The sequence below is a fragment of the Brevundimonas sp. VNH65 genome (genome assembly GCF_049445955.1).
Classification (GTDB): Bacteria; Pseudomonadota; Alphaproteobacteria; order Caulobacterales; family Caulobacteraceae; genus Brevundimonas.
Genome location: NZ_JBMSDX010000011.1, coordinates 44,167 through 57,350 on the forward strand (window position 1 = coordinate 44,167; position 13,184 = coordinate 57,350).

At 69.9% G+C, this 13,184-nt stretch carries 9 protein-coding genes and 1 other annotated feature; of the genes, 5 read left to right on the forward strand and 4 right to left on the reverse strand.

Annotated elements, in window-relative coordinates:
• Positions 1 to 34 precede the first annotated feature (34 nt).
• The 3 genes from ACO2Q1_RS15100 to ACO2Q1_RS15110 are packed head-to-tail and all read left to right on the forward strand — an operon-like array spanning position 35 to position 2,461.
• Positions 35 to 988 (forward strand): nucleoside hydrolase, encoded by a 954-nt coding sequence (locus tag ACO2Q1_RS15100; RefSeq protein ID WP_423330312.1) that lies wholly within the window; start codon positions 35 to 37, stop codon positions 986 to 988.
• Complete coding sequence (locus ACO2Q1_RS15105; protein ID WP_423330313.1) at positions 985 to 1,836, forward strand: ribokinase; 852 nt, start codon at positions 985 to 987, stop codon at positions 1,834 to 1,836. Before ACO2Q1_RS15100 ends, ACO2Q1_RS15105 begins: the two co-directional genes overlap by 4 nt.
• Positions 1,826 to 2,461: a class I SAM-dependent methyltransferase gene (locus ACO2Q1_RS15110; protein ID WP_423330314.1), complete on the forward strand. Its 636-nt coding sequence runs from the start codon at positions 1,826 to 1,828 to the stop codon at positions 2,459 to 2,461. Before ACO2Q1_RS15105 ends, ACO2Q1_RS15110 begins: the two co-directional genes overlap by 11 nt.
• Before the next feature lie 39 nt (positions 2,462 to 2,500).
• Here ACO2Q1_RS15110 and ACO2Q1_RS15115 read toward each other — a convergent pair whose 3' ends face one another.
• The 4 genes from ACO2Q1_RS15115 to htpX all read right to left on the reverse strand — a co-directional run bounded on the left by ACO2Q1_RS15115 (position 2,501) and on the right by htpX (position 8,326).
• Entirely contained in the window at positions 2,501 to 4,561 is a 2,061-nt protein-coding gene (locus ACO2Q1_RS15115; protein WP_423330315.1) for an OPT family oligopeptide transporter, read from the reverse strand.
• A 90-nt stretch (positions 4,562 to 4,651) separates the two neighbouring features.
• Positions 4,652 to 5,491: a phosphatase PAP2 family protein gene (locus ACO2Q1_RS15120; RefSeq protein WP_423330316.1), complete on the reverse strand. Its 840-nt coding sequence runs from the start codon at positions 5,489 to 5,491 to the stop codon at positions 4,652 to 4,654.
• 207 nt (positions 5,492 to 5,698) lie between these two features.
• Positions 5,699 to 7,183, reverse strand: a complete 1,485-nt coding sequence (locus tag ACO2Q1_RS15125) for a SulP family inorganic anion transporter (RefSeq protein ID WP_423330317.1) — start codon at positions 7,181 to 7,183, stop codon at positions 5,699 to 5,701.
• 35 nt (positions 7,184 to 7,218) lie between these two features.
• Positions 7,219 to 7,282, reverse strand: a sequence feature (sul1 is cis-regulatory element that is thought to sense ions involved in sulfur or methionine metabolism; They are found in Alphaproteobacteria).
• Between the two features lie 84 nt (positions 7,283 to 7,366).
• Positions 7,367 to 8,326 carry a zinc metalloprotease HtpX gene (gene htpX / locus ACO2Q1_RS15130; RefSeq protein ID WP_423330378.1) on the reverse strand — a complete coding sequence of 320 codons (960 nt, stop codon included), beginning with the start codon at positions 8,324 to 8,326 and terminating at the stop codon, positions 7,367 to 7,369.
• 176 nt (positions 8,327 to 8,502) lie between these two features.
• On the opposite strand from htpX, the gene ACO2Q1_RS15135 reads away from it, so the two are divergent.
• Complete coding sequence (locus ACO2Q1_RS15135; RefSeq protein WP_423330318.1) at positions 8,503 to 10,983, forward strand: prolyl oligopeptidase family serine peptidase; 2,481 nt, start codon at positions 8,503 to 8,505, stop codon at positions 10,981 to 10,983.
• Positions 10,984 to 11,063: 80 nt separating this feature from the next.
• Complete coding sequence (locus ACO2Q1_RS15140) at positions 11,064 to 13,094, forward strand: TonB-dependent receptor plug domain-containing protein (protein WP_423330319.1); 2,031 nt, start codon at positions 11,064 to 11,066, stop codon at positions 13,092 to 13,094.
• Positions 13,095 to 13,184 lie beyond the last annotated feature (90 nt).

The window sequence follows — 13,184 nt, forward strand, 5'->3', positions numbered from 1 at the left end:
GCCCCCGGCCGTCCCAGCGGCCAAAGCTGACCCGATGACGCAAGACCTGACGCCGAAACAGGCCCTCATCATCGACTGCGACCCCGGGGTGGACGACGCGGTCGGCCTGTTGCTGGCTCTGGCGGCGCCGCAGCTCGAGGTGCTGGCGATCACCACGGTCGGCGGCAATGTTCCGCTGGAGAAGACCAGCCGCAACGCCCGGATCGTGTCCGCCGCCGCCGGCCGCGCGGACGTGCCTGTCTTCGCCGGGGCGGCGCGGCCGCTGGCCCGGCCTCCGGCGGGGGCGGGGGAGTTTCACGGCGCCGAGGGCCTCGGTGACGAGACCCCGACCGAGCCGCAGACGGCGCTGGCCGAGGGCGAAGCGGCGGACGCCCTCATCGACATCGTTCGCTCGCGCCCCGCCAGGACCGTTGCGGTCGCCGTCATGGGCCCGATGACCAATCTGGCGCTGGCCCTGCGTCGTGCGCCGGATCTGGTCGATCGGCTCGCACCGGTGGTCGTCATGGGCGGAGCGCGGTCCGAGGGCGGCAACATCACCGCCAGCGCCGAGTTCAACATCTGGGCCGACCCCGAGGCGGCCGCCGAAGTGTTCGACAGCGGTCTGAAGGTGATCGCCTTCGGTTTGGACGCCACCCATCAGGTGCGGGCCACCGAGGCCCGGATCGCCCGCATCGAGGCGATCGGCGGCGAGGCCGCCCGGCTGGCCGCGTCGACCCTGCGGTTCTCGCAGCGGATCGAGCGGCAGATCGTGGGATGGGAGGCGGCGCCGTTGCACGATCCCTGCACCGTCGCCTGGCTCATGCGGCCGGATCTGTTCGAGCTCAGGCCGTGCCGGATCGCCGTGGAGACGATCTCTGACCTGACGCGCGGCCATACGGCGGTGGAGTTCCGCGTCGAGGCGGCGGCCGCTCCGCATCTGTGGGCCGTATCTGCGGACGGCGAAGGCGTTTTCGATCTTATCGCCCGAACCCTGGAGGCGGCGGCATGAGACAGCGGATCACGGTGGTCGGCTCGATCAATCTGGACCTGGTGGCCACGGCGCCGCGGCTGCCGGCGGCGGGTGAGACCGTGACCGGGGCGACCCTGGCGCGGCATCCGGGCGGCAAGGGCGCCAATCAGGCCCTCGCCGCCGAGAAGCTGGGCGCCGAGGTCTGGTTGATCGGCCGGGTCGGGGACGACGCCATGGCCGGGGAGGCCCTGGCCCTGATGGAGGATTTCGGCGTCGACCTGTCGGGTGTCGAGGTCGATCCCGCAGCCCCGACGGGGGTGGCCCTGATCGCCGTGGACGGGACGGGCGAGAACCAGATCGTGGTGGCCGCCGGCGCCAATCATATGGTGACGCCGGAACAACTGCCCCAGCGCATCGAGACGGCGCTGATCGTGCAGCTGGAGCTGCCGCTGGAGACGGTCGAGGCGGCGGTCGGACGGGCGACGGGCTTCGTCTGCGCCAATCTGGCGCCGGCCGCGCCGGTGTCGGAGGCCCTGTTGCGTCGCGCCGACCTGATCGTCGTCAATGAGGGGGAAGCCGCCTTCTATGGCGACGCCCTGCATCATGGCGGCGGCTGGGTGGTGGTGACCCAGGGCGCTCGCGGAGCCGAGATGTATCATCGCGGGGTGAAGGTCGCCTGGGCGACGCCGCCCGTGGTGACGGCGGTGGACGCGGTCGGGGCGGGCGACGCCTTCGTCGGCGCGATCACAGTGGCACTGCTGGAGGGCATGGAGGCGCAGGATGCGCTGCGCTTCGCCTGCGCGGCCGGCGCCTGCGCCGCCACCCGGCCGGGCGCCCAGCCTTCCCTGCCGACGCGCGCCGAGGTGGAGGCGTTGATTGGGGCCTGACGCCCGTGCCCTGGAGGCCTTCATCCGTCAGCGGATGAGGGTGTCTTCGCCGCCCGGACTCGACGAACTGCGTCTGCATCTCGCGGGACCCACAGCGGGTCTCCAGCGGTTCATGGGCGAGAACGCCGCCGAGCCCTACTGGGCCTTCGCCTGGGGCGGGGGCCTGGCCCTTGCCCGACATATACTGGATCACCCCGAGACGGTGCGCGGGCGCCGGGTGCTGGACCTCGGCGCGGGCTCGGGCCTGGTCGCGATCGCGGCGATGACGGCCGGCGCGGCCTCGGCCGTGGCGATCGACGTCGATCCGAACGCGGCGGTGGCGGTGCGACTGAACGCGGCGCTCAATCACGTGGCGGTCGAGGCGGTCACCGGCGATCTGCTGGACGGCCCGTCGCCGAAGGGGATCTCGACCGTGCTGGTCGGAGACCTCTTCTACGAGGTCGCGCTGGCCGACCGGGTCTTGGCGTTTCTGCGGCGTTGCCGTGCCGCCGACGTGGATGTCCTGATCGGCGACCCCGGGCGGCGGCCCCTGCCGGTCGCCGCGCTGACGTCGATCGGCGCGCCGCCGAAGGCTGACTTCGGCGGCGCCGTGACCGGCGGCGGCGTGTTCCGTTTCCCGGAGTAGACTTCACGGGAGGGTTGCGGACTTACCGCCTCCGCCTCATCACTCGCCCGACTGCACCTTCTTCGCCACGCCCTTGATCCAGGCGTAGAGCGCCCAGGCGATGGCGGCGAAGGCGACGACGGCCAGGATGGTGGCGGGCCAGGCGGCGTCGGCCGGGATCAGACCGAAGGGCGAATCGTTGTTGGTCCCCACGATCACCCCGGCGTTGAACACCCCGAACAGGCTCTCGCCGACGATCAGGCCCGAGGCCAGAAGGATGCCCATACGCCGTCCGATGTCGGCGAAGGCCGTGCCCTTGATGCCCTTCTCATACAGCCAGCCGGCCACGGCCCCGACCACCAGCATCGTGGTCACCGCCGCCGGCAGATAGAAGCCGATGCCCACCGCCAGCGGCGGCAGCTTCATCCGGCCCTTTGTCGCCCGGTTCACGACGATGTCCAGGACGATCACGGCCACGCCGATCACGGCGCCCACGGCGATCAGGTCCCATCGCAGGTCGCCCGAGATCACACCCCGCGCCAGGGCCGAGATCAGGGTCGCCTGGGGCGCGGCCAGGGCCTGATCCGCGATCCCCTTGGGCCCGCCCTCGAAGCCGAAGGCCGCGTTCAGTTGGCTCAGCACGAAGGGAATGATCAGGGCGCCGGCGAAGACGCCGACCAGCAGGGCGGCCTGTTGACGCCAGGGCGTGGCCTCGACCAGCTGGCCGGTCTTGAGGTCCTGCAGGTTGTCGTTGGCGATCACCGCCACGGCGAACACGACGGCCGTCACGATCAGGGCGAAGGCGACGAACGACGGATCGGCCGGCACGCCCGCCACGCCCATCACCACCAGCATCAGCAGGGAGGCGATGACGATGGCCAGGATGCCCACGCCCGACACCGGGCTGTTGGACGATCCGATCAGGCCGGCCATATAGCCGCAGATGGCCGCCACGGCGAAGCCGATCACCACCACATAGATCAGGCCGCCGATCACCAGCACCGGGGCGCTGGACGCCAGCGGCGTGCCCTGGGTGACATAGGTCAGCAGGACCGCGATCCCCGCCAGGGCGACCAGTGAGATCACCCCCACGGTCTTGATCGGTATGTCCTGCTCGGTCCGGTCGAGCGTCTCGCCCGAGGCCCGCTTCGCCTGGGCCGCCAGGGCCGAAGTCAGGCCGCCGATCAGCGGCCCCAGCAGCTTGAGCAGGGTCCACAGGGCCGCGACCCCGATCACCCCGGCGCCCATGAAGCGAACCTCGCGGCTCCAGACCGTGCCGGCCAGTTCCTCGGCGGGCGCGCCCTGCAGGGTCAGACCCAGCGACTGCACTCCCAGGCCCGACAGCCAGTTCAGGAAGTCCGGCGAGGTCAGCAGCGGCACCACGACCAGCCAGGCGAACAACAGGCCGAACAACTGGGCCAGACCGACCGTCAGTCCGATCAGATGACCGGCGCCGAGCAGGGCGAACTGCATGCCGAAGCCCAGACCCGTCGCCCCGCCGCCGAGGAAGGCCGGAAGCTTGAAGAAGGCCGCCGCCTCATGGGCGAACACCCGCGCCGACGCCAGCCAGCCATAGAGGGCCGATGCGATCGCGCCCCAGATCACCACCCACAGGCCGGCCTTGTTCTCGCGCACCGCCTCGTCGGACTGCTCCGCGCCGGGAGAGCCGACCTTCAGCACTTCGGCGGCGGCGACGCCTTCCGGATAGGGCAGGCCGCCGTTGACGACCAGGGCGCGACGCAGGGGGATGGAGAAGGTCACCCCCAGCACCCCGCCGAGGGCGCAGATGGCCACCGATTCCCAGAACGGAAAGTCCAGCCACCAGCCGACCATGACCAGGCCGGGCAGGACGAAGATGATGGCGCTCATGGCGCCGCCGACCGAGGCGACGGTCTGGACCGTCATATTCTCCCAGATGGTCGATCCCCGGAACGCCCGCAGCAGGGCCATCGAAATGACCGCCGCCGGAATGGCCGAGGCGAAGGTCAGCCCGACCTTCAGACCCAGATAGGTGTTGGCGGCCGTGAAGATCGCCGCCAGGACGCAGCCCAGGATCAGGGCGCGGATGGTCAGTTCGATGCGCTTGCCGCCGGACGGGGCGGATGCGGTGGCGTCGGTCATGGATGTCCCTCTCTTGCGGCGGAGCTAACAGCAGAACTCCGCCGCCCGCAATCGTCGCCAGTGCAGTGGGAAGAGCGTTCGAGCTCAGGCCTAAGCGGTCAGTGGACGCGGCGCCACGAAAGGTGCGCGCCCGACACCGGCGGTGGCTCGCATCGTTCTTGCCGCGAGGATCGCCGTCAGAAGGGTCAGCAGCCAGGACAGGACCACGTCCGACAGGAAATGACCGCCGAACGCCACCCGGTTCAGCGACAGCGCGGCCGCATACAGGACGACGGCCGTCCCCAGCGGCGCGCGCCACGTCGTGGGCGCAAGGGCCAGGACCGCCATCGCCGTCCAGGTGGCCGAGGCCGCTTCACCCGAAGTGAAAGCGCAGTTGCTGGCGCAGCCGTCGCTGAAGCGCCAGGCGGCCGCGAAGGGGGCGTCGCCGCCGAACACCTCGACATTGATCGGTCGCGCGCGTCCCCAAACCCCTTTCAGCAGGCCGTTGATCAGCAGGCCGGGCCCGAGGAGAAAGGCCGCAAGCAGGCAGATCGCCCGTCGCCGCCGCGTTTCGCTGTCGGCCGGGGCCAGAACGCGCGACCAGGCGGCCGGTCCGAACGCGGCGATCAGGGTCGCGGCCAGCACAGCGCCCATGACCCAGGTGGAACTGCGCCTCAGGCCGCGCAATAGCGGGTCGTCGGCGGCGGGAAATCCGGCTCCGGGCTGATAGAAGGCGGCGCTGACGGCCACGTCGATCTGCGGCGTCAGGATGAACAGCAGCGAAACCGCCACGGTCGCGCCCAAGACGACGAGGGTCAGAGGGCACGGCCGCCCCAGGTCGCGCAACCCCGCCGCCAGCCGTCGCGCCTCGCGCCGTGCGAATCGACGTTGTCGCGGCCACATGGCCGTGCGCCGTCCCGACGCCTGAACGTCCGCCGTCATGTCCGTCATGGCCGCGCCCCCCGACGCCGGTCTTTCCGACCTCAGGGCTGCCATGTCTCGACGACGACGACGCGACCGCAAGGTGTCGAAAAGGCCACCATCACGAGACCGACTGGCGAAAGCCTTTCCGTGCGCCAGCGCGCATTCTGCCGCGCCGCGTCATAAGGGGCGGCCGATTGTACGCGGCTTCCCCGAAGTGGGGCGCCGCGCTCGGCCTCAGTGCGCGCCGGCACCGTCGGGCAGGTGCTGTTTCTCGAACCGGCCGACCCGATCCACCAGGGTGCGGGCGGCCGCGTTCATGCCGATGACCTGAACCTCCGCGCCCTGGCGGCGATAGCGAAAGACGACCTTGTCCAGGGCTGCCGAGCCGGTCAGGTCCCAGAGATGAGCGCCGGACATGTCGATCTCAACGCGCGTCGGATGGCCGTGATGCTCGAAGGCGGCGGCGAAGACGTCGGCCGAGGCGAAGAACAGATTGCCGGTGACGCGGTAGCGCAGCACGCCGTCCTCGGGCGTCTCGAGGTCTTCGACCACGACGGTCTTGCCGACCTTGCGCATGAAGAAGATCGCCGACAGCACCACGCCCAGCACCACCCCCTTTGACAGGTCGTGGGTCACGACCACGGTGACGGTGGTGGCGATCATGACGACGGACGACTGGAAGGGCGTTGAGCGGATGTTCAGCACCGACTTCCAGTCGAAGGTGCCGATCGAGACCATGATCATGACGGCCACGAGGGCGGCCATGGGGATCCGGGCGACCCAGTCTCGTAGCGCCAGGATCAGGATCAGCAGCAGGACGCCGGCCCACAGGGTCGACAGACGGCCGCGCGCGCCGGAGGTCACGTTGATCATCGACTGGCCGATCATGGCGCAGCCGGCCATGCCGCCGAACAGGGGCGACAGGATGTTGGCGATCCCCTGACCGCGCGTCTCGCGATCCTTGTCCGAGGCCGTGTCGGTGACGTCGTCGATCAGATTGGCGGTCAGCAGGCTTTCCAGCAGGCCGACGAAGGCCAGGGTGAAGGACACGGGTGCGATGATCGTCAGCGTCTCCCAGGTCAGGGGGACGGCCGGCAGGTGGAACATCGGCAGGGTGGTGGGCAGCTGACCCATGTCTCCGACGGTGCGAACGTCGACGCCCGTGAACATGATGAAGGCGCTGATCATCACGATGGCGACGAGGGCCGAGGGCACGGCCCTCGTCAGGCGCGGCAGGCCGTAGATGATCGCCAGCCCTGCGGCGACGAGCGCGTATGTCTGCCAGCCCCGGCCTATAAGTTCAGGCATCTGGGCCAGGAAGATCAGGATGGCCAGCGAGTTGACGAAGCCGGTCATGACGCTGCGGCTGACGAAGCGGATGTAGCGGCCCAGCTTCAGCAGGCCGACGGCGATCTGGATGAGGCCGCAAAGGATGGAGGCGGCGAACAGGTATTCCAGGCCGTGGTCGCGCACGAGGGTGACCATCAGCAGGGCCATGGCCCCGGTGGCGGCGGAGATCATGGCGGGACGGCCGCCCGCGAAGGCGATGGTCACGGCGATGACCACGCTGGCGTAGAGGCCGACGGCCGGGTCGACCCCGGCGATCAGGGAAAAGGCGATGGCCTCGGGAATCAGGGCCAGGGCGACGACGGTCCCCGCCAGCAGGTCGCGGCGGGGGGAGGCGAGCCATTGCTGGCGCGCGGAGGCGATGACGGACATGGAGACTTCAACGGATGGGGCCGTCTGCGCGGCCCGGTTTCCCGGCGGATCGGCGGCCGGGATAGCCACCCGTCTCCCGACAGGCGGGGCGGGTCCGAGGTGAGGTCCGTCTGATGCCGCGCCGCGCCGCGAAGATCAAGCGGCGCGGCGAAAGGTCAGGCCCGGGAATTCAGGTCCGAGGGGTCAGGCCCACGGGCCCGGATTGCGCGGCGGCGCGTCGGTCACCGGCACGCCGGTCGAGGCGGCGGTCGTCTGGGGAACCGCCAGTCGGCGCGGATCACGGACGCCCGGCAGCTTCATCAGGGCTGCGATGCGGTTATGGGTGGCCGGGTGGGTGGAGAACAGGTTGTCGGCGCCGCGCCCGTTCAGCGGGTTGATGATGAACATGTGAGCCGTGGCCGGATTGCGCTCGGCCGGGACGTTCAGGGCGCCGCGCGCATAGGCGTCGATCTTCTGCAGGGCCGAAGCCAGGGCCTGCGGGTCGCCCGCGATCTCGGCGCCGGTCTTGTCGGCCTCGTACTCCCGCGCACGGCTGATGGCCATCTGCACCAGACCGGCGGCCATGGGGGCGAGGATCATCAGCGCCAGAGAGCCGATCAGGCCCAGGCCGCCGCCGCCCTCTTCCTCATCGCGGTTCCCGCCGAAGAAGATCGCGAAGTTGGCCAGGGCGGCGATGGCGCCGGCGATGGTGGCCGTGACCGTCATGGTCAGGGTGTCGCGGTTCTTGATGTGGGCCAGTTCATGGGCCATCACGCCGCGCACCTCGTCCCGGTTGAGCATGCCGAGCAGGCCCTCGGTGGCGCAGACCACGCCGGTCTCGGGGTTGCGCCCGGTGGCGAAGGCGTTGGGCTGGTCGCCCGGGATGATGGCGACGCGCGGACGCGGCATGCCCGCCCGCTTGGCCATGTCGAGGGTGTCGACCACATAGGCGCGGACGCGGGGGTCAGGGTGGGTCTCGTCCACCAGTTCGGCCCGGTACATCTTCAGCACCAGCTTGTCGGCGTTCCAGTAGCTGAAAAGGTTCATGCCGCCGGCCAGGACCAGGGCGATCATCATGCCGCCGGCGCCGCCGATCAGATAGCCGATGCCGCTGAACAGGGCGGTCAGCAGGGCCAGCAGGGAAAAGGTCTTCAGACTGTTCACGGTCATCCGTCACGATCTGACCCGACATTGGGTCTGAGGCGAAGATGTGAAGTCGGTCGAGCCCGCTCAAGTCCCCGGGCCTGCGGCGGGTTGGCGCGGACTTGACCCCGGTGTCGCTCGCCTCCTAGCTTCCCCCGCCGCGTGTTCGGCGGTGGGGATTATCCGGGGTATTCGATATGCGTAGTCATTCCTATCGCCGCGCGGCGCCGGCCGCTTTCGCCTTGGCTCTGGCCGCGGGGCTGATCGCTCCCGCCGGAGCTGAGGCCTGGGCCCAGAACGCCGCAGCGCCCGTCTATGAACAGCCGCCAGCCCCGATCCCGGCGATTCTGGACGCCGCCCCGACGCCCACGCCCAGCGTCAGCCCCGACCGCAAGACCTTGGCCCTGTTCGAACGCAGCAACCTGCCGCCGATCGCCGAGTTGGCCGAGCCGATGCTGAAGCTGGCCGGGTACCGCATCAACCCGCGCAACAACGGCCCGGCCAACAGCCGGGCGGCCTGGCTGACCGGGCTGAGCCTGCGGTCGATCGAGGGCGGCGCCGCGCGCACCGTGGCCCTGCCTGCGGACGCCCGGTTCCTGTCGCCGTCGTGGTCGCCGGACAACAAGAGCATCGCCCTGCTGCTGGACCGGCCCGAGGGGCTGGAGCTGTGGGTTGTGGACGTCGCCACGGCTCGCGCCCGCAAGCTGACGGACGCCCGGGTCAACGCCGCGAGCGGCTCCGGCTATTCCTGGCTGCCTGACGGGTCGGGCCTCGCAGTTCGGCTGACGCCCGCCGGACGCGGCGCCGCCCCGGTGATCAACCGCACCCCGGCCGGCCCGATCGTGGAAGAGACCCAGGGCCGGGCCGCCCCGGTGCGGACCTATCAGGATCTGTTGTCTGACGCGGGCGACGAGGCCCTGTTCGACCACTATTTCACCTCGCAGCTGGTGATCGCGCCGCTGAGCGGGCCGGTGCGCAACGTGGGCGCGCCGGGCGTGATCCTGGGCGCCTCTTCCTCGCCGGACGGCCGCTATCTGTTGCAGACCCGCGTCAAGCGGCCATACAGCTACGCCACGCCCGCCGGCCTGTTCCCGACCGAGGTGACGGTCACCGACCTGACGGGCCGGGTCGTGCATCAGGTGGCGGACCTGCCGCTGCGCGACAATATCCCGCCGCCTTTCGACGCCGTCGCGCCGGGCCCGCGTTCGGTTCAATGGCGAGCCGACGCGGACGCCGTGCTGGTCTGGGCCGAGGCCCAGGACGGTGGAGATTCTCGCCGTCCGTCCGAGGTGCGCGACCGTGTCTTCATGCTGCCGGCCCCCTTCACCGGTCAGCCGACGACCCTGATCGACCTCAAGGAACGGTTCGGCGGGGTGAACTGGGGCAATGACCAGGTCGCCATCGTCAACAGTCGCTGGTTCAACACCCGTCACGAAACACGGTTCGTGGTGAACCCCTCGCAGCCGGGTCAGGGTCGCGTGCTGATCGAGCGCAACTATCAGGACCGCTACAACGATCCGGGCTCGCCCCTGACCGAGCCCAATGAAAAGGGCCGGTATGTGATGCAGTTCACCGAGGCCGGCCATGTGCTGATGGAAGGCTCCGGCGCGACCCGGGCCGGCTCCTATCCGTTCATCGGGGCCCTCGATCTGGCGACGGGGACGAGCGAGCGGCTGTGGACATCGGCGCCCGGCGAATACGAGACGGTGGTCGGCCTGCTCGATCCGGCGGGCCGCCGGCTGCTGACGCGGCGCGAAACCAAGCTGGAGCCGCCGAACCTGATGATCCGGGATCGGACGACCGGCGCGACCACGGCCCTGACCGATTTCCCGGATCCGGCGCCGCAGCTGGCCAATGTGTCGCGCGAGCTGATCGCCTACACCCGCGCCGACGGGGTGCAGCTGTCGGGCACGCTTTATCTGCCCGAGGGCTATGACAAGGATCGCGACGGGCCGCTGCCGCTGGTGATGTGGGCCTATCCGGCCGAATTCACCGACGCCGCCGTGGCCGGTCAGGTGGTGGACACCGACAACCGCTTCGTGCGTCCGGGCGGCTCAAGCCATCTGTTCCTGCTGACCCAGGGCTACGCGGTGCTGGACAACCCGACCATGCCCATCATCGGGCGTGACGGGGCTGAGCCGAACGACACCTACATCGAGCAGTTGAAGATGAGCGCCGAGGCGGCGGTGAAAGCCGTAGTCGATCGCGGCGTGGCCGATCCGGACAAGATCGCCGTGGGAGGCCATTCCTACGGCGCCTTCATGACGGCGAACCTGCTGGCGCACACCGACCTTTTCCGCACCGGTGTGGCGCGTTCCGGCGCCTATAACCGCACCCTGACGCCGTTCGGCTTCCAGGCCGAGCAGCGCACCTATTGGCAGGCGCCCGAGACCTACTACGAGATGTCGCCCTTCGCCTTCGCCGACAAGGTGAACGAGCCGATCCTGCTGATCCACGGTCAGGACGACGATAACTCCGGCACCTTCCCGGTCCAGTCGGAACGGTTCTATGCGGCGCTGAAGGGCAATGGGGCGACGGTCCGCTATGTCGTCCTGCCGCTGGAAGCGCACGGCTATCGCGCCCGCGAGTCGGTCGGCCACACCCTGTGGGAAACGGTGCGCTGGCTGGATCAACACGTGAAGAACGCGCCGCCGCGCGCCTCGGCCCCCGCGCGATAGGCCGCAGGCCGTCTTCCAGCGGCGCCATTGCCAAATCGCCTCCCGTTGTTGAGAAGGTCTCGCAATAACGGGAGGCGGCGATGGCGGGATCGGTGAAGTGGGCGGCGACGGCCGCCGGACTGGCGGCTGTCGTGCTGGCCGGTCCGGCGATCGCCCAGACCGCGACCGAAGGGCGAACGACGTATCCGGCCGAGTTCTTCGCCGCCGGACAGCCGACGACGGCCCTGGACATGGTCGCGCGCCTGCCCGGCTTCGTCTTCGACGCCGGCGGCGACGTGCGCGGTCTGTCAGGGGCCCAGGGCAACGTCCTGATCGACGGACGCAGGCCCGCCAGCAAGACCGAGGACCTTGAGAGCCTGATCCGTCGCATTCCGGCCGGCCAGGTTCTGCGGATCGAGGTGATCCGGGCCGGGGCGCCGGGCGTCGACATGCAGGGGCTGCCGGTCGTGGCCAATATCGTGCGACGTCAGGGCGGCGCGATCGAGGGGGCGTTCAACGCAGGGACAGAGCGGCACGACGATGGCCGCTGGGCCTGGGAGACCGGCCTGGAGCTGAGCCGCAGCCTGTCCGGCGATCGACGGATCGAGGCGTCCGGCGAACTCTATCGCTATGTCGATGAAGACGCGGGCGACGGACGGCGCGAACGCCGCGACGCGGCGGGCGATCTGGTTCGCGCCAGCCAGGCCGACCAGACCGGCGGAGGCGAAGGCGGACGGCTGTCGGCCGCCTGGCGTCAGCCCCTGGCGGGCGGGACCCTGTCGGCCAACGGGCTGGTCCTTGCCGAACGCTATGACTGGTCGCTCGAGGACCGGTTGCGCCATCCCGGTCCCGGCCTGTCCGTCGTCGACGAGACCGAAGAGGACCGGGAGGCGGAACTCGGCGCCTCCTGGGAGCGGCCGACCGCCTGGGGCAAGGTCGAGGTCATCGGCCTGCAGCGTCTGGGTGACGAAACGGTGGCCTCAAGCGCCCAGAGCGCGGGCGGACGCGAACGGTTCGACAGCGAGGAGACCGCCGGTGAGAGCGTGGGTCGGATCAGCCTGTCGCGCGTCCTGTCGCCCAGACTGACGATCGAGGGCGCAGTCGAGGGGGCGTTCAACTGGCGCGAAGGCGAGGCCCGGGCAGAGGAGGACGGCGTCGTGGTCGACCTGCCGGCGTCGGATGTCCGCGTCGAAGAGCGCCGTGCCGAACTGATGACCTCCGCTGCCTGGCGACCCTCGGGGCGCTGGTCGCTTGAGGCCGGTCTGCGGGTCGAGACGTCCGAACTGCGCCAGGACGGACAGGGCGCCGCCGCCCGGACCCTGACCTACGCCAAGCCGCGCCTGAATCTGGTCTGGACGCCGGAGTCTTCCCGCGAATGGCGCCTGAGGATCGAACGGGAAGTCGGCCAGCTCGATTTCGGCGACTTCATCACCTCCGCCAGCCTGGACACGGGCCAGGTCTCGGCCGGCAACGCCGACCTGTGGCCGGCCGCCAAATGGGTAGTCGAGGCGGTCCATGAGACGCGCTTCTGGGGCGAGGGAGCGGTGACCCTGACGGTGTTCCACGAGGCGATCGAGGATGCGATCGATCGCGTGCCGGTGTCCTCGCCCTCGGGCGTGTTCGACGCGCCGGGCAATATCGGCGACGCCGAGCGCAGCGTCGCCCAGGTGCGGATCGCCCTGCCCCTGTCGCGCCTGGGCGTGCCGGGCGGTCTGCTGAAGACTTTCGTGGAGTTCGCCCATACCGAAGCGACCGATCCCACCACCGGCGAGCGTCGGCGCATGAGCGGCTACAATCCGTTCGAGGCCGAGGCCGAGTTCACACAGGATCTGCCGGCAAGGGGGCTGAAATGGGGGATGTCGGCCTATTTCGGTTCGCCCTATCGCGAATACCGGTTCGACGAGGTGTCGGAGGAGGAAACCGAACCCTGGTGGTCGGCCTTCGTCGAATGGAAGCCGCGCGGAGCCTGGGTCCTGACCCTTGAGGCGGAAAACCTGACCGGACGCGGCTACCGGCTGGACCGCACCCTCTACGCCGGACCCCGCGATGTCTCATCGGTGGCTCTGATCGAGACGCGGCGCCAGTCGTTTGGCCCCTATGTGGGACTGAAGATCCGGCGCGCCTTCGGCTAGGGCGCATTCGCAGTCCATTGGGCCGGGATCGGGGTGGTTTGCGCGCGACCAGCAGGCATCAGCGCCAATTTGACCGACGAATCGGCCTGT

Excerpts from the sequence above, each read along its gene's own strand:
- ACO2Q1_RS15140 (WP_423330319.1), top strand. The coding sequence starts at position 11,064 with ATGGCGGGATCGGTGAAGTGGGCGGCGACGGCCGCCGGACTGGCGGCT.
- ACO2Q1_RS15115 (WP_423330315.1), bottom strand. The coding sequence starts at position 4,561 with ATGACCGACGCCACCGCATCCGCCCCGTCCGGCGGCAAGCGCATCGAA.
- ACO2Q1_RS15120 (WP_423330316.1), bottom strand. The coding sequence starts at position 5,491 with ATGACGGACATGACGGCGGACGTTCAGGCGTCGGGACGGCGCACGGCC.
- ACO2Q1_RS15125 (WP_423330317.1), bottom strand. The coding sequence starts at position 7,183 with ATGTCCGTCATCGCCTCCGCGCGCCAGCAATGGCTCGCCTCCCCCCGC.
- ACO2Q1_RS15100 (WP_423330312.1), top strand. The coding sequence starts at position 35 with ATGACGCAAGACCTGACGCCGAAACAGGCCCTCATCATCGACTGCGAC.
- ACO2Q1_RS15135 (WP_423330318.1), top strand. The coding sequence starts at position 8,503 with ATGCGTAGTCATTCCTATCGCCGCGCGGCGCCGGCCGCTTTCGCCTTG.
- ACO2Q1_RS15105 (WP_423330313.1), top strand. The coding sequence starts at position 985 with ATGAGACAGCGGATCACGGTGGTCGGCTCGATCAATCTGGACCTGGTG.